Origin of the sequence: Leptospira venezuelensis (genome assembly GCF_002150035.1) — a bacterium.
Taxonomy (GTDB): Bacteria; Spirochaetota; Leptospiria; order Leptospirales; family Leptospiraceae; genus Leptospira_B; species Leptospira_B venezuelensis.
The window spans coordinates 329113-348411 of record NZ_NETS01000010.1 but is presented as its reverse complement, the minus strand read 5'-3'; the positions used below and the strand labels follow the sequence as shown (position 1 = coordinate 348411).

Sequence of the window (19299 nt, the reverse complement as noted above, 5' to 3'; positions counted from 1 at the left end):
CTTAGCTGGCATGTATCGTATTTTGGGACCATTTTAGGATGAAACAAGTTATTTTCGCGTATCGAAACTTAGGAAAAGGGGGATCGCACAAGTATATATTAAGTTATAGGTCGGGGGCTTTTGATAAATATATTAAGTAAATATAATATATGAGTGATTGCTCACTTAACTCTGTTTGTTTGTGGTCCCACTAATTCACTACTGAATTTTAAATAACGATCGTTCTTCATAAAAACACTCATATATAAGCCACTTATAAGAAGAAGCTTGTTACAAGTTAAGCCTTCAGAATATTATGCATCCACAGAAGTAAAAAGGTGAATGGAAATATGAAGAGAAAATTAATCATGCTTACCGTTTTGCTGATAAGCTTGTCTTCGACTAGTTTATTTGCGAGCAGGGGAGCAGTAACTGAAAGCCCGATCGATATATTCGAAAAGTCTGCGGAAGCAAAATCACTCGCTGTGCAAAGACAAGTGCAAGTAGCGGCGAACCTGCCGGTGCACAAGGCTTTATTTTATGGCACACATAATTCTTATAATAGTAAGGCATATGCGGGACCTTTCTTTTCTTATGCTTTTCCTAATCAACAGGTTTCGATTACGGATCAGTTGAGACTGGGAGCTAGGTTTATAGAATTAGATATTCATTATTATCTAAGCACGAATTTCAAAAACGATTTCTTACTTTGCCACGCTCAATCCAACGATTTAGGATGTAACGTATTCGATCGTCCTGCGAGCAAAGGGTTAGAAGAAATTCGTAATTGGATTTCTTCTCCCCAAAACAGAAACGAAGTTCTGGTCCTTTATTTTGAGGATTATCTGGATGGAAGACAAGATGAGTTCTTAGGGATCGTAAGAAGTTACTTAGACCCTTATCTATACAGATACAATAGTGGGTCTTGTGGAGATATTCCGAACGCAGCTAATATGCCTAAACTCAAAGATATGGTTTCTTCTAACAGAAGGATCCTAATGATGAGCAATGGTTGTTACGACGGAGCTTGGAATCAATATTCAAAACGGATTTTCTTCGGAAGTAATACAATTAGCCCGAAAGCTTTCCAAGGTTATCCTAGCTGTAACTGGTCAAGAAATACATACGATAACACTATGACTCGCGTTTTCAATGATAGCACCAACTACTTTGGCGTTTATGATGGCGTGAAAGAAAGTGGAGTATTCACAAACGATAATATAGCTCAGATGTTGGCTTGCGGGATCAGTGTATTCGGGATCGATCAATTCAGCCCTGATTTTGCAAAACAAGGAATTTGGTCTTGGGATAATGCTGAGCCGAACGATTATGGTGGCGCAGAAGATTGCCTACAGATCGTAGGAAGCGGACGTTGGAATGACAATAAGTGCTCCAATAGCTATCGTTATGCTTGCAAAGACGGAAGTGGAAACTGGGCAATCACAGATGCTTCTGGGAATTGGGCGAATGGAAAGAGCGCATGTTCTGCAAGAGGCTGGAACTTCTCCTCTCCTGTAACTCCATATGAAAACAAAAAACTCCAAGAGGCAAAAACAGCTAAGGGAGTTTCAGAAGTATGGGCAAATCTTACCGACCAATACTCGGAAGGATACTGGGAAGCCGGAAGATAATCTAATACACTTTCCGCTCTAAGGTAAAAACGGGATCTTCGAGAATTCGAGGTCCCGTTTTTTTATTTTTGGGCTAAATTCACCAAAATTTTATCGTCGACGGAACATTATAAAAACGGATGATTTACGAAGAATAAAAGTTTTAGCCGGCCCATTGGGCTTTTTGGCACTTAATTAAGGAAAAGTTTCAGATTTATGGTCCAATCTTTCTTTAAAATTTTATTTGCAGAAGATAACGAAAGTTCTGCTGAGTTGCTCATTCATTTTTTGGAAAGGTTCAATTTCGAAGTGGACCATGTCGTCGACGGAATGGCCGCAGAGCTCAAATTAAGAAAAACCAAATATGATTTTATCCTCTTGGATAATATGATGCCTGTACTTTCCGGGGTCCGACTGGCAAATAAGGTCCCCGATCTGAACAAAAATACCCCGATTGTCTTTTTAACTGCAAGTAATGAAAAAGAAGATGTGATGGCCGCAGCTCATAGCAAACAACTTGTGGGCTATATTCTCAAACCATTCGATCCTGAAAAACTTTTACAAAAGATAGTCTCAGTTCTTAAAATCCCCAGTGACATGATCGTGGATAAAAAGAAATTTCCATTCTCTATTGAAAGAGCACAAAATGTCTCTTACGGGAATGGAGTAAAACTTATAGGTTGCCCTTTTCAAAAAAACGCGGAGAAGATTGCCCAAGAGATCGCCTTCGTTCTGAAGGAACTCCCTGGAGTCCGCAAATTCTTCATCGAAGTTGGAGAAGAATTCTACTATCACAAAAAAGCCCAGGAAATCCTGACCTCCCTTGTGACCCGTCTGGCTTCAAAATACGAGATCAAAGAAGAAGATATTCTCATACTTTCATCTTAATTTTTTTGGAACCGACTTTTTAGGCTCCGGTCCCAGGAGCGTAAAGAGGAGAAATGAATGTTTCGCAAAATTACGAAAATAACCGCGATTTTGTTGGTGCTAGGGGTTACCGCCCTATTAACTCAAGGCTGCCATCATAAATGGATGTCTCATGAGAAAAGAGCCAATTATATCGTCAAAAAACTTAAGTCCGAATTGGATTTAACAGAGACACAGGCAGCAGCCCTTGATAAAATTAAAGAGGACGTGCTTGCAAAACGTAAAGAGCTAAAGTTGGGCGGACACTTTCTTCCTAAGGAAGCAGTAGAAGAACTTCGTGCAGATAAATTGAATCCTGAAAAGTGGAACAAACTGGGCGAAGAAAGAGAGAAAAAGATAGCAGCTCTTAGAGTATATTTCACCAAAAAGGCAGTGGAATTCCACGCAGTATTAACTCCCGAACAAAGAGGGAAACTGGCGGATCTAATCCTTAAGTTCCAGAGTAAATTCGATAAGGAAGACGAGGATTAATTTCCAAAGTCTTTCGGAGGTAAAATGGGAGAGGCAGAATTTTCCCGCTTCGTAGAAGAAACCAGGGAGATCGTCTTAGCGGCGATCTCCCGTTACTTGTATGAACGCTTTGCATATGCGATAGACGATGTCGCACAGGAAACATATCTTCGCGCTTATAAGGCATTACAAAAAGGTCAATTCAGAGGAGACTCAAAACTGACTACTTGGTTATATACGATCGCCAGGAATGAATCCATTCGTATGAATGAAAATCTGGTAAGAGAGGAAACCAAGGCGGAGAAGGCTGGAAAAAGATCGGAAGAAGATTCCAGAACTTTCGCTTTTGATAAAGAACTTCCAGAGGATAGAGAAGATCTTCCTACATGGGAAAAAGCAAAACTTTGGATCGGTAATCTACCGGAAGCGTATAGAAGTGTGATTCAATATTATCTTTCTGGATATTCTGAAAAAGAGATCGCCGAAGTCCTGGGAGTTCCAGCTGGAACAGTAAAGTCCAGGGCGGCTAGAGGAAAAGAAATGTTGCGAAGAATGCAGAACTCCGAAAAAAGAGAAGGAGGAGAAGTATGGGGAAAATATTAAAAGATTGTCTACCAATGAAGGAAGAGATCGAAAAAAGAAAATCAGATCCGAACTGGTCTAAAAATTTAGCTTCTTGTGTGATCGACAGATACATAAAAGAAGAAAGTTCTAAAAAACTAGTTCAGTTTCCGATCAGAAATGTATTAGCGGTAGCGGCCGCACTCCTCTTGGGCATTTCTATCGGCTGGTATTCTTTTGCCGGACAAATCAACACAGAAGATGAATATTATCTTGGTGTTTCTTCCATTTTAGAAGGCGAATCTTACCTCTCCACTCTGGAAGAATAGATAGATCGGCCTGAATTTTTGGGTCCGTTATTCTCTCCCTAAAACAAATCTCCCGGAATCAAAATTCCGGGAGATTTCCCGATGAATCCAAAAAAAATCACAAGCATAGTAAACATTCTACTACACGTAGCTCCTATATTCCCCCAGGAGGAGAATGTTTATGAAAAATCTATCACTTACAGTTCTGGATGGTTACCTAACTGCGGACCCGGACTTAAAGAAGACTCAGGCTGGAAAGTCTGTCACAAATTTTACAGTGGCAGTGAACCATAATTATAAAAGAACAGAAGGAGAAGAGTCCGAGGTCTCGTATGTCGACGTGGAAGTTTGGGAAAGGCTCGCTGAAAATTGTTCTGAGTATCTTAAAAAAGGAAAAAAGGTAACAGTAGTCGGACATTTAAAGCAGGATAGATGGAAAAATCAAGAAGGCCAGTCCCGTTCTAAGGTCAAAGTAATAGCAGACGAGGTCCGATTCGACAGCTTCGGAGATAGAAAAGAAAAAGAAGCGGCGTAATATCCTCAATGGGTCGAGGCCTTGAGAGGATTTCCAAGGTCTCACCTTTCTTGACGGTTTGGGTCGGTCCTTGGTTTATGTAGGAAAAGAATGCTTACTATTATTTGGGCCGGGGGGCAACCCGGAAAAATTTCGGAATTAAGAAGAATGACCCAAGAAGAATGGGAATATCTTCGCCAGGATCTTCCGACTAACGTCAAAACTTTTATAGACTGCGACGAAGATACAATCCTAATTTCTCATCCTGATTTTGCGGAAAAGGAATTGGTAGAGATCACCAATATTAACGGGCTAAAATTTTCAGACGGCCTGATACCAGTAATTACTAAAGATGAGAAAGGCCTCTTTTTGATGCAGGCATTCTCCAATCCCGAAAGTCTAGGACTCAGTCTTAAGGAATCCCTTGGAATTTATTTCAGCAGATCTAGGAACCAGCTTTGGAGAAAGGGAGATACTTCCGGACATATCCAAAAACTGAGAAGGATCTTAGCCCCTCAAGATGGAAGTTTTGTTGTGTACGAAGTGGAACAGGAAGGTGCAGCCTGTCACGAAGGGTATTACTCCTGTTTTTTCAGAGAGCAAGATAGAGCTGGGAATAAAAACTTAGTCCCGGAGATTCCTTTTTTAGGGAAGTAGAGGTTCCGTAAAAAGGAATTTTCGCCGATAGAAATACGAGGCAGATGCGGTTATGATTTTTAAAAATACATTTGTGAGAAGATCCATTGTTTTATTAGGCATACTTGTCCTTTTGGGAATTATAGCCTTCTTTGTTGTGGATGATATCAAAGGAGGAGCAGTAGGTGCTGGCCAAGTAAAAGTGGACATCATCGTAGAGCCAGGCGATTCTCCTTCCGAAGTTACTGAAAATCTTTCCAAGAACGGATTATTAAAATCTTCTAAATATTTTCTTTTTCTAATTAAGGCAACCAGGTCTGCAGGAAAGATTAAAGCAGGTCTTTATGAGATCAATGACGGGATGGATTCACGTAAGATCCTACAAGTGATCACCGAAGGAAAAGTAAAACTAGTCACTTTTACAGTTCCGGAAGGGTATAATAATCGGCAGATCGGTGACTTATTAGTTAAGAAAAACTTAATTAAGACCAGAGCCGAATTTTTGAATGCGGCTTCCGGAACAGAATTATTAAGAGAGTTCAAGATCCCTGCAAATAATGCAGAAGGTTATCTGTTCCCGGAGACCTACAGTGTTCCGGTGAACTTTCCAGTGGATAAGATCGCAAGAATGATGATCAAAAGATTTTATGTTAGATTGGAGAAGGTTCCGGGTGCAAAGGAATTAGACCCTAAAAAATTGCATGAGATCGTTGTGCTTGCTTCTGTAGTAGAAAGAGAAGCCAAAAAAAATGAAGAAAGACCTTTGATGGCCGGTGTATTCTTGAATCGCTTAAAGCAAGATATACCTTTGGAGTCTTGTGCTACGATACAGTATCTTTTTGATAAACCTCATCCGCGTATTTTTGAAAAAGATCTGAAGATAGTTTCTCCCTATAATACATATATGAATAAAGGATATCCGCCTGGTCCGATTTCTAATCCAGGACAACCTTCTTTAGAAGCGGCACTTATGCCTACTAAGACTGAGTATTTATTCTTCTTATTAAAACCGGACGGATTTCATTACTTCTCTAAAAGTTTTAAAGAACATGCCGAAGCTAAGAAAAAGTATATCGACGTTCTTTACGAATAGAGGAGTGCAATCATGAGTTCCCCCGTAGAAGAAATCGTTTCGGTAACAGAACAATTAAAAGAGGTCCAGAAAGCTCTGGATCTTTTTAAGGAAAAGCAGCAGAAAAGAGAATCTGCGAGTGATGCTGCAATTGAGTTCGTAGAAAAGGCGAGTTTGGTTTTGGATCGGGCAGAAAAAAAAGAGATCCTTCTGACTGATGACCAAAAGAGAAGGATCAGGAATAATTTATTAAAGATTAGATCCTCTTTGGTTCGTAATCAATAGTAGAATTAAATGCGTCTCTAATAATTTCCCTGCTTTTTTAGAACTTTACATTTAACTCATAACATTCAATTTTTCGCTATGAAAAATATATTTTTAGTGTTGTTGCTAACGGCTAACGTTGCATGCGCCACTGCCACTATCGTTACTGATACTGTAGACGGTAAAACTGATAAGGTAATCGAGCGAATTAATAGGGGCGAGAATTTGGAGTCCAATAACTGCGGAACTCCATTATATCACGCTGCAAAAGCTGGAAACAAGGAACTTGTTCAACTTCTCCTGCAAAAAGGAGCAAATCCAAATTCAAGATCTTCAGAATGTATCATGTCCAATGATTCAGGCGTGATTAAAAAAGTGGGAGATAGAACACCTTTAATTGGTGCGAATGGAAAAGAAATTGCGGATATATTATTAAAAGCCGGAGCGAACATAAATCAGGTCGCTTATTATATAGCGTCTAAAAACTCTCAAGATGAAGATTTGAGTTACGGACTTCCAATTTCTCCATTATTTTCTGCGATCCTTTCTGGTGACTATGGTTTAGCTGAATTTTACTTAAACAAGGGAGCAAAGGTAAATTTATATTTAATAGATGGCGAAAATTTATTTTTAAAATTTCTAAATGAATTATCCAAAACTGATCAAAGAGCAAAAGTTTTAAAGGATAAGTTAATTGCCAAAGGAGCTAAAAGTTTAGATATCTCTGCTGAAGCCCAAAAGAGGATCGAAAAGATAAAGTTATCCGGAACTTTTCATTTGATTGATAACTCTACGACCAAGTTCCCATTGAATATCATCGAAGGTCTTGATCGAGATCCTACTCAATTTGGTTTTTTGACCTACGATAGTGTGGACGGGATATCACATCACGCGGTGGAGTATAACGTTAGTGGAACCCAGCAGAATTTTCATGAATGGCAGATCATAAAAATGATCTCTTTTCGTAATAAAAAATAAAGATTAAGAAATATTCTTTAATTGCATGAAAATGCCGAAATACATTATGGTTTTCGTAATTTAGGTTTAAGAGGTTTTATGAATAAATTGAAATTTTGTATTCTACTGTTGATTACGGTAGGATGTTCGAGTTTTGCAGTTGTTGATCCAGCTAAGAATATTAATGAGCAAGTTCCTCAGGGCAAAACATTGTATTTCTTTAAAGCTAATTTCGATGTGACTCCTGCGAGTATCAATAGCGTGACCTTGAATAATTTCGATCTTACACATAGTCAGATTAGTGGTCATACGATCGAATTGGGAGCAGGTTCTGCAGAAAAGCCGGGGGTTATATCTGCGTGTTATCTGGTTGCCGGTGATGATGTTATTTACGCACTTAATTCAGCGGATATTAATGCTTCAAATGGAAATTTCTCAGTAAAACTTCAAGGTGAGACAATATTCAATCTTATGACAGGCGGTTCTAAAAATCCGATCTTTGGGGGAACTCTTTCTTACACAAATGGAAAATTATCCACATCCGATAATGGTTTCGAAGAATGTAAAAAAGAAATTTCTGCAAAATATCCGAGTTTAAGTGCTAATATTGCAAAATCTGAAGAACTTTCGAAAATTTTCAAAAAAATTAGAGAAGAAAATATTAAGAAGAGAAACGCTAAGAAATAAATCGATTTAAACGTAAAAAAGGAAAAGGCGGATGGAAGAATATTTTAGTTTTCCATTGCCTTCTTCCCTGATTCTGTCTCATTTCTTCCCGAGACTTGGGTTCAAAAACTTAAATGACAGGCCGAAACGGCCCCAGGTTATAGTATTTTGAGTAATATTTCCCAATATCGGTAGGCACAAATGATGGCAACGAAAGCTCCGACGGACTCTTCGGCGGCAAAACAGGCTTTAAGCAAGTCTTCAGCGATAATCGAACAAGTAACCAAGGCCTTAGCGGCTAAATGTAGTTCCAATGGAAAAGTTTCCGTTTCCAAAATGGACCAAAACCAATTCGTACAATACCAAATCGCTTGGTTGACCTCCGAACAAAAGATCGCAGAAAACTTTATTGATTATGCTTGGAACGATTCTCTTGGAACAGGCGAGCTTGAAAAATTGATGGCTCAGGTTTTCGCTGCAGAAGCTGTTTCTCATATCCGTAGTGAATTCAGTTCCAGAGCTTCCGAATACGGTATCTCTACCCAAGAACTAGTTTCGAAATTATTCGATGACGCAACTAACAAGTTTTTAGAAGAATCCAGTGCGATTGAAAATTATAATCATATCGCTGACCTGATCGCTTCTTCAGGAAGTTTCGGAGCTTATGGTCTAAGTGAAGACCACGAAATGTTCCGCCAAACATTCAAACAGTTCGCGGAAGAAGTGGTAGCTCCTAAAGCTGAACATGTTCACCGCCATGATGATATCGTTCCTGAAGAAATCATCCAAGGTTTAAGAGACATGGGATGTTTCGGTCTTTGTATTCCTGAAACTTACGGTGGATTACAACCGAACGATAAGCCGGACAATATCTCGATGCTTGTCGTAACAGAAGAACTTTCCAGAGGATCTTTAGGGATCGCAGGATCGTTGATCACTCGTCCAGAAATCCTTTCTAAAGCTTTATTAAAAGGTGGAACAGTCGCTCAAAAAGAGAAGTGGCTTCCACTGATCGCTTCCGGAGAGAAGATGGGCGGCATCATGGTAACTGAGCCTAATTACGGTTCAGACGTTGCCGGAGTTTCCGTAACCGCTAAAAAAGTGGACGGAGGCTGGTCTATTAACGGTGTAAAAACTTGGTGTACTTTTGCAGGATATGCAAACCTTCTTCTTATACTTGTAAGAACAGAAAGTGATCCTGAGTTGAAACACAAAGGTCTTTCCATCGTACTTGCGGAGAAACCAAGCTTCACAGGTCATGAGTTCGACTATAAACAAGACGGCGGTGGTAGAATTTCCGGTAAAGCGATCGGAACCATCGGATATCGCGGTATGCACTCTTTCGAAGTTTCTTTCGAGGACTATTTCGTCCCTGAAGAAAACCTGATCGGTGGAGAGGCTGGAAGAGGCAAAGGATTCTATTTCCAAATGGAAGGTTTCGCAGGTGGAAGGATCCAAACTGCAGCTCGTGCAAACGGAGTAATGCAAGCGGCTTTAGAGGCAGGTCTTCGTTACGCTCAAGAGAGACAAGTTTTCCAAAAACCTATCTTCGATTATAACCTAACTAAGTATAAGATCGCTCGTATGGCGATGATCGTTCAGGCTTCCCGCCAGTTTACTAATACTGTAGCAAAACTTTTGGATAACCACCAAGGCCAAATGGAAGCAACTTTGATCAAATTCTATGCTTCTAAAGTTGCTGAATGGGTAACAAGAGAAGCTATGCAGATTCACGGTGGAATGGGTTACGCGGAAGAGTATGCGGTTTCTCGTTACTTCGTAGATGCTCGAGTATTCTCCATCTTCGAAGGTGCGGAAGAAGTAATGGCACTTAGAGTAATTGCGAAATCTCTAATGGACCAATACTCAGCTTAAGTTTCTTCTCAAAATCTGAAGAATAAAAAAAAGGAAGTCGAAAGACTTCCTTTTTTTTATGAGCGGAACTTCTTCTTGTCCGCGGCCCGTCATAGCGATATCGAACAAACTTTTTTGAGTAGTTTAGCTAGCGAGCTGTTCTACGAAAGCCAGAATATCAGAATTATCCCTTTCTAAGAACTCAAGAGTTCTTTCGACTAGATGATCCAAATAATAGCTTGGATTATGATAATCTCTTAAGAATGATTTTACTTGTTCTATTTTTTCTTCAGGGATCCTATCTTCCAAAACGATTTGCGCTAATGCATAGATTCCAAAGGCTGATTTGAATGGATCGTTTAGAGAAGAAATGGAAATAATCTCATCAATATCAATTTCTTTGAATGTAGGGATTAGATCTCCTATGAGTTCCAGAGCGCCTGTCGGAATAGTCCTGTCCAAGGACTTTACGTAATTGATAAATAATCTATATGATTGAGAATCTCCAATCCGAGAAAGCATATGAAAGATCCCGGAAAGAAGTCTTTTATGAAATCCCCAGGATAATCTGCCCGAATCAGCCTCTCTGATTGCTTGGTATAAAAAGCTCCAAACCAGCTTGTCCCCAGACCTTGCTCTTTCGGACAATTGATCCAACCAAAGATCGAAGTTTGGGTTCTCTGATTCCTTTTTCAGGAAATCCATCAGTTCGGAGGGAGTTTGTACAGAAGGAAGTGTAAGGGCAATTTTCGACATAAGTAGAGGATACTCTCTTTTAAAATCGGTTTCCAGTCTTTTTATAAGACGTCAGTTTTTTATTTTTTTAAGTCCCTTACTAAGGGAATAGTTCTGTCTCATTAAAACCTGATAGGTTTTAATGAGACCAAGAATTTATTGATGTTCTACTTGGCTGACGTCTCTAACAGCCCCGGTATGTGCGGATGTTGTCATTGCAGCGTAAGCTCTAAGAGCAGTGGAAACTGTTCTTTTTCTGGACTTAGGTTTCCAAGCGTCCTTTCCTCTATCGTTCATTTTATCTCTACGATCTGAAAGTTCTGCGTCGCTCACTCTTAAATGAATGGATCTGTCAGGGATATCTATCTCTATGATATCACCTTCTTCTACAAGACCGATAATCCCGCCTGCTGCTGCTTCTGGAGAAACGTGGCCAATCGAAAGCCCGGAAGTTCCTCCGGAAAATCTTCCATCAGTTAGAAGTGCGCATGCTTTTCCTAAACCTTTAGATTTCAAATAAGAAGTAGGGTATAACATTTCCTGCATTCCTGGGCCACCTTTTGGACCTTCATAGCGGATCACAACTACGTCACCTTCTACAACTTCGTTGCCAAGGATTTTGGCCACAGCTTCTTCTTGGCTTTCCATGACTCTTGCTTTGCCTTTGAATTTCCAAATAGACTCGTCTACACCAGCTGTTTTAACAATACAACCTTCTGGAGCAATGTTTCCATAAAGAACTGCAAGTCCTCCATCTTGGGAGTATGCATGTTCTACATCTCGGATACATCCGTTTGCTCTATCTAAATCTAGTTCAGGCCAACGTTTGTCTTGGGAGAATGCTTCTGTTGTTGGAACTCCACCAGGTGCTGCTGAGAATAATGCATATGCTTTTGAGTTTGCATTCTGACGAACGATATCCCATTCTTCCAATGCTTTTCCTAAGGTAGCAGAATGAACAGTAGGCACATCTCTATGAATAAGACCTGCTCGATCCAATTCTGAAAGAATACCGATAACTCCACCGGCTCTATGAACATCTTCCATATGATATTTTTGAGTAGCAGGGGCAACCTTGCAAACACAAGGAACCCTTCTCGAAATTAGATCAATATCATGCATTTTAAAATTAATCCCAGCTTCGTGTGCAGCTGCGAGAATATGCAGAACTGTATTCGTGGATCCTCCCATCGCAACATCTAATGCCATTGCATTTTGAAACGCTTCGTGAGTTGCAATGTTTCTAGGAAGAACAGATTCATCATCTTGTTCATAATACCTTTTTGCAAGATCTACGATCAATCTTCCTGCGGTTAAGAATAGCTGTTTTCTGTCTGCATGTGTAGCTAACGTGGATCCGTTTCCAGGAAGAGAAAGTCCTAATGCTTCTGTAAGACAGTTCATTGAGTTTGCAGTGAACATTCCGGAACAAGATCCGCAGGTTGGACAAGCAGAACGTTCTATTTGCTCTACAAGTTCGTCGGAAACATTTTGGTTAGCTGCTTCTACCATTGCGTCCACTAAATCCAATTTACGAATGTCTCCATTCCAATTTACTTTTCCTGCTTCCATTGGTCCGCCGGACACGAAAACGGTTGGAATGTTTAAACGCAACGCTGCCATGAGCATGCCTGGTGTAATCTTATCACAATTAGATATACAAATAAGTGCATCCGCAGTATGAGCGTTGACCATGTATTCAACTGAGTCGGCGATCAGGTCGCGACTTGGCAAAGAATATAACATTCCGCCATGCCCCATGGCGATACCGTCATCCACTGCGATTGTATTAAATTCTTTTGCGACGGCCCCTGCCTTCTCCACTTCTCTTGCGACCATTTGTCCTAGGTCTTTTAAATGAACATGTCCAGGAACGAACTGAGTAAATGAGTTTGCAATTGCGATGATCGGTTTTCCGAAATCACCTTCTTTCATACCGGTGGCTCTCCAGAGTGCTCTGGCTCCGGCCATATTGCGTCCGTGGGTGGAAGTACGAGATCTTAACTGAGGCATATTGAATGCTCCCTGGTATAAGTTTAGACGTCGAGTTTTTTCCTAGAGAAGAAACGAACTTGGAATGGGTACACTTTTTGCTATTTAAGTCCAGAGATGGAATCAAAAGAAGAATTCAGTCGAACCCTGGGACCTTGGTTACTCTGGGGTTTAGGAGTCGGATACGTAATTTCAGGCATGTATTTCGGTTGGAACCTGGGTCTACCAGTGGGTGGAACCTTGGGTTTGGGAATTGCCACCTTACTGATCATTCTGCTATATGTTTGTTTTTCTTTTAGCTATACGGAACTCGCATGTATGATCCCCAAAGCGGGAGGAGCGTTCGACTATGGTAGAGAAGCTCTTGGAAATGCCTGGGCATACATCGTTGGCACAGCTCAGTTAATAGAATTTTTATTTGCACCTCCTGCAATTGCCGCAGCAATTGGAGCCTACTTCTCCCTGTTCTTGCCAGGAGTTGATCCGATTTGGATCGCAATAGTTGCCTACTTGCTCTTTACAAGTTTGAATATATTGGGAGTAAAATTTGCAGCTTCATTCGAGTTCGGAATTACTATATTAGCAGTTTTTGAATTACTTTTGTTTTCAGGACTTACGCTTCCTAGTTTTTCTTGGGAGAAGTTTTCCTCTAATCCATTGCCTAATGGTTGGACCGGCGCCCTATCTTCCTTACCATTTGCTGTTTGGTTTTTTCTGGCGATAGAAGGAGTTGCAAATGTCGCAGAAGAAACTAAAGATCCCCAAAAGAATATACTGATTGGATTCGGATCTGCATTAGCTACCTTAGTCTTACTTTGTGTGCTCGTATTTTTTTCCTCCATTGGAGTAGGCGGATGGGAGATGATCGTGTATCCGGAACCTGGTGCCTCTGCTTCTGATTATCCTTTGCCTCTTGCATTACGAAAATTATATGGAGAAAGCGGCTGGGCATTCCATCTTTTGATCACCATAGGATTATTCGGGCTGATCGCTTCTTTTCATGGAATTATTTTAGCAGGGGGAAGAGCCAGTTTTGAATTTGGAAGAGCGAACTTTCTTCCTAAATTTTTCGGCAAGATCCATCCAAAGTTTAAAACTCCTGCTAATGCATTGATTGCAAATACCGCATTCGGGATTGCAGCATTATGCACAGGAAAAACGTCAGAGCTGATCACATTATCCGCATTCGGAGCTTTGCTTTTATACTTTTGTTCTATGATCAGTTTTTTCGTGCTTCGAAAAAAACAGCCAGATCGAGAAAGGCCGTTTTTGGTTCCAGGTGGGAGAATTCTGCCGTCCATCGCTCTTGTACTATCTGCAATCGTTTTAGGAGTTTGCGCTTGGCAACATCCAATTTTATTCGGGATATTCGTTTTGATCCTAGGAAGCGGATTGGTCTGGGCCAGGACTTCTATTTTTGCAAAATAGAAAGGCAATTTTCTTGATTTGGCATTTTTCGGAATTAGAGTTAGTCGGATCAAAGATCCTGAATGAGATTTATAGGGAATCAATATGGGTTATAAAACCGTTCTTGGTAGGAAGTCCTATGTATTTCCTGACTTAAAAACTTTGATGGCAAAGGCGAGTCCGCTTCGCTCTGGAGATCAGTTAGCTGGGATTGCTGCTTCTACTCAGGAAGAAAGAGTGGCTGCCCAAATGGCTTTGGCAGATCTACATCTATCAGAATTTTTGAATATAGAATTGATCCCCGGAGAAAAAGACGAGGTCACTCGATTGATTTTCGATTCTCATAACAGGTCTGCATTTTCTAAAATTTCCTCCTTCACCGTAGGAGAATTTCGCGACTTTCTTTTAAGGGAAGATACCGACTCGGAACTGATCTCAGAGATACGGGACGGGCTTACTCCTGAAATGGCTGCTGCTGTTTCTAAATTAATGTCCAACCAGGATCTAATCTTGGTTTCTAAAAAATCTCCTGTGGTGACCAAGTTCCGGAACACGATCGGACTTCCGGGTCGATTGTCTGCACGCTTGCAGCCAAATCATCCTACAGATGACCCTAAAGGAATTGCGGCCAGTATATTGGATGGACTTCTATTGGGAAGTGGGGATGCAGTAATAGGGATTAATCCCGCGACGGATAATGTTCCTACAGTAATTGCACTTCTTCAGATGTTGGATTCTATCATCCAAAAATATTCTATTCCCACTCAATCTTGTATACTTTGCCATGTAACAACTTCTATGAAAGCAATGGAAGAAGGTGCTCCACTAGATTTAGTATTTCAATCCATCGGTGGGAGTGAGGCTTTGAATAAAAGTTTCGGTGTGAACTTAAGTATTTTAGAAGAATCCAGACAGATGGCTTTGGAGTTAAAAAGGGGAACTGTCGGAAATAATGTAATGTATTTCGAAACGGGGCAAGGCAGTGGATTGTCTGCAGGAGCTCATTACGGAGTGGATCAACAAACTTTGGAAGCAAGAGCTTATGCAGTGGCAAAAAAATTCGATCCGCTACTTGTGAATACAGTGGTTGGTTTTATTGGACCCGAATATCTATATAATGGAAAACAAATATTGAGAGCGGGATTGGAAGATCATTTTTGTGGAAAACTTTTGGGTCTTCCTATGGGCGTTGATGTATGTTATACAAATCATGCGGATGCAGATCAGGATGATATGGATACATTGCTTACATTGCTTGGAGCTGCAGGATGTAATTATATAATGGGAGTTCCTGGTGCAGATGATGTGATGCTGTCCTACCAAAGTACATCTTTCCATGATGCATTATATCTGCGTCAAATTTTTGGACTAAGACCCGCGCCCGAATTCGAGAGCTGGCTTTTGGAAAGAGGATTATTCGAATCTACAAAACAATTTCTACCTAAAGAAAATCAGAACAGAGCTTTACTCGAAGAAATTTTAGAGGAAAAGGCCAGATGAATCCAAAAGAGTTTTGGAAAAGTTTAACTTCTGCCAGGATAGGTATTGGAAGATCTGGAGGCTCCATCCCCACTTCAGAATTATTAAAATTTAGATTAGACCATGCAAGAGCAAGAGATGCAGTCTTAGTAGAGCCTGATTTTGATACGCTTAATACCGGACTCGAAAAAATTTTCCAACGATTAGGGATAGAAATTGTTGGAGTAGAAAGTTTGGCAAAAAGCAGAGAAGAATATTTACTGAGACCAGATTTGGGCCGTCGGATCTCGGAACCTTCTCGGTCTAGATTGGAATCTAAAAAAGGAAAGTATGATCTTGTATTAATCGGAGTAGACGGACTTTCTGCAAAGGCGATCGATTCTAATTTGGTACCATTCTTAAAAGTTTTGGTTCCTATCTTATCCGAACAAAAATATAAGATTGCACCTTTCGTTTTAGGAAAGTTAGGAAGGGTTGCAATCGGAGATGAGGTGGGCGAAATTTTAGGAGCAAAGGCAGTTGTATTGCTCATAGGAGAGCGGCCAGGACTTACATCTGCAGATAGTTTAGGGATGTATCTTACCTTTGATCCTAAGTTAGGCAAAACAGATGAGAGCCGAAATTGTATCTCGAATATACGTCCAGATGGCTTAGATTTCCATAAGGCATCCTTAAAAACCGCTTATTTACTTTCTGAATCTCTCAAACGGGGTATTTCTGGCGTGGATCTAAAAGATGAAATGACTCCGGACTTTTTAGAAAATTCGATAAATCTTTCGAATATTACAAATTCGGCTTGAATCCTTATCCTCAAAGGAATAGATTTTATGCAATGAACTAAGTCTTGGAGGATTTATATCCTTCTCGATAGGCGAAAAGGGAAAAGATGTATAAGAATAATATTGAATTCATCATTAATTCTACCAACAAAGACGAGCCAATCTACGGTATTCTTGCTTTGGTTAGTGATACTTTGGAATCCATGAAAGCAGATGTAGCTTCCCAAAGAGTGGATGAAGAACAGAAGAAAGCATTCCGTTCCGCTATGAAAGATATGATCTCTGGTTTGATTAAATTGAACGGGATCGTAGAAGGAATGGGGCAGAAGGTTAGATAAGCTTCTAACTGAGCTTCTTTTTAAAAATTATATTTTAGTTCTGCAAAATATTCAGTATTAGAAGCGGATATTCCCATCGCTCGAGTCTCATAAACTTGGCTATTTGGTTTTATTCTAAAATTAAAATGAACTTTGGATGAAAGTTTATCGTTATCACCAGAAAAGAAAATAGCATCTAATAAACTGACTGCCCAGAGTGCAGCTAATGCTCCCCAGATGTTTCCTCTTTCTATCTTAGCATCGTCCAAATTTTCTTTAGAATGATCTGCTTTCATAATATTATACAAAAATTGAGGCTCATCTAATCTGAATGGAATATAGGGATACGAATTGGCATTAAGTGTTCCCGTTATATATCTACTTTCCACTCTATTTTTATCCAACTGATAATCTCTTCTTTCTGTTCTGATTTGATCATCCTGGTAAATTCCTGCAGCGAGCAAAGAAACTCCTAGGGTAAGAAATGTTATTCCTTTATAAGATTCTTCAGCATAGATTTGTCCCCAACCCGGAAATACTAAACAGCGAGATGCTCTCGAATACCAACTTGTCTTTTTTGGGCTGAATCTTATTGGTTCTCCCGAATAAGTTCCTTCATTCCAAGACGAAGCCATTATACTGGAAGTAACTCCATCAGTTAAAAGTAAAAGTCCTAAAATAGCCTCCCCTAATATTGTATCTTGCGCATTTTGAGAAGAGCCGGTAGCATAAGTGTTTCCTTGGAAAGCGCCTCCATGTAAACCTTCTCTGGAAGAAAGAGAGATCAAATTTGCGGCAGCAGCTACCTCTAAAACTGTAAATGTTCCTGCTCCCCAATAATTTCCCGTTCTATATAGTCCTGAGTATCCTGGGATCAATCCTAAGAAAAAGTTAGATGTCGGAGAAATTTTATCTTCTTCTGCTCTGGGTGTGAATATATTTCCTTTTTCAGATAATTGTTCCACACGATTTCGCTCTTGGATCTCTTCTAAAACGTTAGGAACTCTTTTAGTCCATTGGACTTGTTGCACTTTTAGTAGCTTCCAGGTTCCCTTGGGTAAAAATATTGTCTTTCCATTCTCTAAACTTAGCTCTAGATACTCAGGGCCAATCTTTGCTTTTACGTTTTCTATTTTTTCTTCGGATTTTAAATAAACAGTATCTGCTTGTATGTTGGAATGAGCTGAAATATGGACTATTATGACGACTATGAATAAGTTCTTTATATTCATTAAATGAGCTAATCCTTACCTAAAAACAACCGGATCCCCTTAGCAATCGTCTGCAAGGTTCTCGCCATCAAACCTTCTAATTTGGTTTGAAGGAATAATTCCATAATCAATTTCCTGAGAGCCAGATCGAAAGGAAGATTAAATTCATTCCAGTCTACTCCGAAACGGAAAGGATAAGTTTCGGATTCTTCTTCTTCTCCTAAGCCGGTATGCAATAGGGTTCCTTCGAAGTCTGTATGATGCTCGTCAATGTGTCTAAATTCTAAAGTAAGGTGGACTTGCTTTTTGAATAACGGTAGGGGAATAATTTCGAGTCCGGCAAGTTCCCCCCAAGTAATTCCACTTAATGTAAGATAACCTCTGTCTCCACCTTTGAGTGTTCCTGTTCTGAGTAAACCTTCTCTGCCTAATCTACAAGAACCAATTCTGCTTCTAAAAAGAATTTCTAATGGAGAACCTGCGTCCAAGACTCCGTTTTCTATTTTGATGTCTCTGATCTGTATATTAAATACTGGAGTTAAGGTTTTGTCTTCTATGTCTATGCTGGAATGGGAAACCTTCTCCAATTTGAATTGGATCCTTCCTCTTTTGGGGAGGTATTCTATCTTCTTCCTGGATTCTACTCTGTTTGTGTAATCCATATGGAAGGAGCGTACGTTTACTCCTCTGAATATTAATTTTCCTTTAAATAGATTAGAGAATGAAATCCTAAAATGTACAAAACTTCCTTTTGCATGTATTATATCTGTTCCTAGTTCTCCTGGGAAGAACACTATAAAATGTCTGGCCCAGACCCAAAGACCTGGAAGTATAATTCCTGGGGTTAGCCAACGAAACTTGAATAGTCTAAAGGATATTATATTTACTAGAAGTTGCAGGAAAGGCCCACTAAGCAGGAACTGCAGGCCTATATAGCCGAATAATAGTAATAGGATCGGAAAAGGCATGAGAAGGAAAGCGACTAGAAGTTCACTCTTCGTCGCCGTCCGTATATTTATTATCTATGTTTTTCTTATCCATCGAAGAAATTTCCAGCTCCTTCGCCAGATCTTCTAAAAATTCTTTTTCTCTATCTGTGAATTTGCCATCGCTGGTCACAATGCATACAGCATCTTCATAGAAGTTTACTGCTAAGACAGGATTACCTTCCGCAAAGTCAGTGATCATTTTAACTGGTAGAGGAGATTCGAATACTTCGGATAATTCTTCTATGATCTCAGCTTTTTGATCTTGGTGATGATCGAAGATACAATCTTTATCGAACATAGCTTTTACCATCTGTCCGACTAGATTTCCTTCTTTTCTATGAAAGACTCCGTCTGCATGACAAGAATAAGACCAAAGACTGACTAGTACCTTGGCGTAATTCATCTTGAGTTGAAAAATCTCAGTTTCTCTATCCAGACTTTTCTGAAACTTTTCGTAAAACTCATGACCTGGTAGGACTTTGCTAGCCAAGGATGAAACCCTTTCCATTTTTAATGCCTTCCCTTTAAGGGTGTTCCCGTTTTTCCGATGTATTTTAACCCAACCTGCGGTTTTGCAATGAAAATCCATGTT

Annotated in this window: 21 protein-coding genes; 16 read left to right on the top strand and 5 right to left on the bottom strand. The window is 39.9% G+C overall.

Annotation, left to right across the window (positions count from 1 at the left end):
- The first annotated feature begins 329 nt into the window (after positions 1-329).
- The 12 genes from B1C82_RS08880 (at position 330) to B1C82_RS08825 (ending at position 9819) form a co-directional block, all read left to right on the top strand.
- Positions 330-1610 carry a phosphoinositide-specific phospholipase C-related protein gene (locus tag B1C82_RS08880; RefSeq protein ID WP_199775744.1) on the top strand — a complete coding sequence of 427 codons (1281 nt, stop codon included), beginning with the start codon at positions 330-332 and terminating at the stop codon, positions 1608-1610.
- Between the two features lie 195 nt (positions 1611-1805).
- Positions 1806-2477 carry a response regulator gene (locus tag B1C82_RS08875; protein WP_086447244.1) on the top strand — a complete coding sequence of 224 codons (672 nt, stop codon included), beginning with the start codon at positions 1806-1808 and terminating at the stop codon, positions 2475-2477.
- A 57-nt stretch (positions 2478-2534) separates the two neighbouring features.
- Positions 2535-2987, top strand: coding sequence for a Spy/CpxP family protein refolding chaperone (locus B1C82_RS08870; protein WP_199775743.1), 453 nt, complete (start codon positions 2535-2537; stop codon positions 2985-2987).
- A 24-nt stretch (positions 2988-3011) separates the two neighbouring features.
- The gene (locus B1C82_RS08865; RefSeq protein WP_086447243.1) at positions 3012-3569 is read left to right on the top strand and encodes an RNA polymerase sigma factor; all 558 of its coding nucleotides are present in this window, start codon (positions 3012-3014) and stop codon (positions 3567-3569) included.
- Entirely contained in the window at positions 3554-3856 is a 303-nt protein-coding gene (locus B1C82_RS08860) for a hypothetical protein (protein WP_086447242.1), read from the top strand. Before B1C82_RS08865 ends, B1C82_RS08860 begins: the two co-directional genes overlap by 16 nt.
- A gap of 160 nt (positions 3857-4016) precedes the next feature.
- On the top strand, positions 4017-4370 hold the full coding sequence (locus tag B1C82_RS08855) for a single-stranded DNA-binding protein (protein WP_086447241.1): 354 nt from the start codon (positions 4017-4019) through the stop codon (positions 4368-4370).
- 90 nt (positions 4371-4460) lie between these two features.
- The gene (locus B1C82_RS08850; protein WP_086447240.1) at positions 4461-5006 is read left to right on the top strand and encodes a phosphoribosyl-AMP cyclohydrolase; all 546 of its coding nucleotides are present in this window, start codon (positions 4461-4463) and stop codon (positions 5004-5006) included.
- A gap of 52 nt (positions 5007-5058) precedes the next feature.
- Positions 5059-6078 carry an endolytic transglycosylase MltG gene (gene mltG, locus B1C82_RS08845; RefSeq protein WP_086447239.1) on the top strand — a complete coding sequence of 340 codons (1020 nt, stop codon included), beginning with the start codon at positions 5059-5061 and terminating at the stop codon, positions 6076-6078.
- Positions 6079-6090: 12 nt separating this feature from the next.
- A complete protein-coding gene (locus tag B1C82_RS08840) occupies positions 6091-6342 on the top strand; it encodes a hypothetical protein (RefSeq protein ID WP_086447238.1) in 252 nt (83 codons plus the stop codon).
- 78 nt (positions 6343-6420) lie between these two features.
- Positions 6421-7299 carry an ankyrin repeat domain-containing protein gene (locus B1C82_RS08835; protein WP_086447237.1) on the top strand — a complete coding sequence of 293 codons (879 nt, stop codon included), beginning with the start codon at positions 6421-6423 and terminating at the stop codon, positions 7297-7299.
- A 78-nt stretch (positions 7300-7377) separates the two neighbouring features.
- A complete protein-coding gene (locus B1C82_RS08830) occupies positions 7378-7965 on the top strand; it encodes a hypothetical protein (protein ID WP_157894119.1) in 588 nt (195 codons plus the stop codon).
- Positions 7966-8148: 183 nt separating this feature from the next.
- On the top strand, positions 8149-9819 hold the full coding sequence (locus B1C82_RS08825; protein WP_086448531.1) for an acyl-CoA dehydrogenase family protein: 1671 nt from the start codon (positions 8149-8151) through the stop codon (positions 9817-9819).
- Between the two features lie 123 nt (positions 9820-9942).
- On the opposite strand, the gene B1C82_RS08820 is transcribed toward B1C82_RS08825, so the two are convergent.
- Positions 9943-10554 carry a hypothetical protein gene (locus B1C82_RS08820; RefSeq protein WP_167373754.1) on the bottom strand — a complete coding sequence of 204 codons (612 nt, stop codon included), beginning with the start codon at positions 10552-10554 and terminating at the stop codon, positions 9943-9945.
- A 135-nt stretch (positions 10555-10689) separates the two neighbouring features.
- Positions 10690-12546: a dihydroxy-acid dehydratase gene (gene ilvD, locus B1C82_RS08815; RefSeq protein WP_086447235.1), complete on the bottom strand. Its 1857-nt coding sequence runs from the start codon at positions 12544-12546 to the stop codon at positions 10690-10692.
- A 96-nt stretch (positions 12547-12642) separates the two neighbouring features.
- Between ilvD and eat the strand changes: the two genes are divergently transcribed.
- The 4 genes from eat to B1C82_RS08795 all read left to right on the top strand — a co-directional run bounded on the left by eat (position 12643) and on the right by B1C82_RS08795 (position 16528).
- Positions 12643-13953 (top strand): ethanolamine permease, encoded by a 1311-nt coding sequence (gene eat / locus B1C82_RS08810; RefSeq protein ID WP_086447234.1) that lies wholly within the window; start codon positions 12643-12645, stop codon positions 13951-13953.
- An 84-nt stretch (positions 13954-14037) separates the two neighbouring features.
- Positions 14038-15432 carry an ethanolamine ammonia-lyase subunit EutB gene (locus tag B1C82_RS08805; RefSeq protein ID WP_086447233.1) on the top strand — a complete coding sequence of 465 codons (1395 nt, stop codon included), beginning with the start codon at positions 14038-14040 and terminating at the stop codon, positions 15430-15432.
- Complete coding sequence (gene eutC / locus B1C82_RS08800; RefSeq protein WP_086447232.1) at positions 15429-16211, top strand: ethanolamine ammonia-lyase subunit EutC; 783 nt, start codon at positions 15429-15431, stop codon at positions 16209-16211. The genes B1C82_RS08805 and eutC overlap by 4 nt, the downstream gene beginning before the upstream one ends.
- Before the next feature lie 86 nt (positions 16212-16297).
- A complete protein-coding gene (locus B1C82_RS08795) occupies positions 16298-16528 on the top strand; it encodes a hypothetical protein (RefSeq protein ID WP_086447231.1) in 231 nt (76 codons plus the stop codon).
- Positions 16529-16548: 20 nt separating this feature from the next.
- Here B1C82_RS08795 and B1C82_RS08790 read toward each other — a convergent pair whose 3' ends face one another.
- From B1C82_RS08790 to B1C82_RS08780, 3 genes are read right to left on the bottom strand one after another with little or no spacing between them, the layout of a single operon-like run.
- On the bottom strand, positions 16549-17739 hold the full coding sequence (locus B1C82_RS08790; protein ID WP_086447230.1) for a DUF5683 domain-containing protein: 1191 nt from the start codon (positions 17737-17739) through the stop codon (positions 16549-16551).
- 8 nt (positions 17740-17747) lie between these two features.
- Positions 17748-18686, bottom strand: a complete 939-nt coding sequence (locus tag B1C82_RS08785) for a hypothetical protein (protein WP_086447229.1) — start codon at positions 18684-18686, stop codon at positions 17748-17750.
- 22 nt (positions 18687-18708) lie between these two features.
- Positions 18709-19215, bottom strand: coding sequence for a tellurite resistance TerB family protein (locus B1C82_RS08780; RefSeq protein ID WP_086448529.1), 507 nt, complete (start codon positions 19213-19215; stop codon positions 18709-18711).
- Between the last annotated feature and the right edge of the window lie 84 nt (positions 19216-19299).

What these genes read in the sequence shown, in the direction of transcription:
- B1C82_RS08850 (WP_086447240.1), top strand. Translation starts at nt 4,461, where the DNA reads ATGCTTACTATTATTTGGGCCGGGGGGCAACCCGGAAAAATTTCGGAA.
- B1C82_RS08785 (WP_086447229.1), bottom strand. Translation starts at nt 18,686, where the DNA reads ATGCCTTTTCCGATCCTATTACTATTATTCGGCTATATAGGCCTGCAG.
- mltG (WP_086447239.1), top strand. Translation starts at nt 5,059, where the DNA reads ATGATTTTTAAAAATACATTTGTGAGAAGATCCATTGTTTTATTAGGC.
- eutC (WP_086447232.1), top strand. Translation starts at nt 15,429, where the DNA reads ATGAATCCAAAAGAGTTTTGGAAAAGTTTAACTTCTGCCAGGATAGGT.
- eat (WP_086447234.1), top strand. Translation starts at nt 12,643, where the DNA reads ATGGAATCAAAAGAAGAATTCAGTCGAACCCTGGGACCTTGGTTACTC.
- B1C82_RS08840 (WP_086447238.1), top strand. Translation starts at nt 6,091, where the DNA reads ATGAGTTCCCCCGTAGAAGAAATCGTTTCGGTAACAGAACAATTAAAA.
- B1C82_RS08870 (WP_199775743.1), top strand. Translation starts at nt 2,535, where the DNA reads ATGTTTCGCAAAATTACGAAAATAACCGCGATTTTGTTGGTGCTAGGG.
- B1C82_RS08825 (WP_086448531.1), top strand. Translation starts at nt 8,149, where the DNA reads ATGGCAACGAAAGCTCCGACGGACTCTTCGGCGGCAAAACAGGCTTTA.
- B1C82_RS08855 (WP_086447241.1), top strand. Translation starts at nt 4,017, where the DNA reads ATGAAAAATCTATCACTTACAGTTCTGGATGGTTACCTAACTGCGGAC.
- B1C82_RS08805 (WP_086447233.1), top strand. Translation starts at nt 14,038, where the DNA reads ATGGGTTATAAAACCGTTCTTGGTAGGAAGTCCTATGTATTTCCTGAC.
- B1C82_RS08780 (WP_086448529.1), bottom strand. Translation starts at nt 19,215, where the DNA reads ATGGAAAGGGTTTCATCCTTGGCTAGCAAAGTCCTACCAGGTCATGAG.
- ilvD (WP_086447235.1), bottom strand. Translation starts at nt 12,546, where the DNA reads ATGCCTCAGTTAAGATCTCGTACTTCCACCCACGGACGCAATATGGCC.
- B1C82_RS08865 (WP_086447243.1), top strand. Translation starts at nt 3,012, where the DNA reads ATGGGAGAGGCAGAATTTTCCCGCTTCGTAGAAGAAACCAGGGAGATC.
- B1C82_RS08880 (WP_199775744.1), top strand. Translation starts at nt 330, where the DNA reads ATGAAGAGAAAATTAATCATGCTTACCGTTTTGCTGATAAGCTTGTCT.
- B1C82_RS08795 (WP_086447231.1), top strand. Translation starts at nt 16,298, where the DNA reads ATGTATAAGAATAATATTGAATTCATCATTAATTCTACCAACAAAGAC.
- B1C82_RS08820 (WP_167373754.1), bottom strand. Translation starts at nt 10,554, where the DNA reads ATGTCGAAAATTGCCCTTACACTTCCTTCTGTACAAACTCCCTCCGAA.
- B1C82_RS08835 (WP_086447237.1), top strand. Translation starts at nt 6,421, where the DNA reads ATGAAAAATATATTTTTAGTGTTGTTGCTAACGGCTAACGTTGCATGC.
- B1C82_RS08830 (WP_157894119.1), top strand. Translation starts at nt 7,378, where the DNA reads ATGAATAAATTGAAATTTTGTATTCTACTGTTGATTACGGTAGGATGT.
- B1C82_RS08860 (WP_086447242.1), top strand. Translation starts at nt 3,554, where the DNA reads ATGGGGAAAATATTAAAAGATTGTCTACCAATGAAGGAAGAGATCGAA.
- B1C82_RS08875 (WP_086447244.1), top strand. Translation starts at nt 1,806, where the DNA reads ATGGTCCAATCTTTCTTTAAAATTTTATTTGCAGAAGATAACGAAAGT.
- B1C82_RS08790 (WP_086447230.1), bottom strand. Translation starts at nt 17,739, where the DNA reads ATGAATATAAAGAACTTATTCATAGTCGTCATAATAGTCCATATTTCA.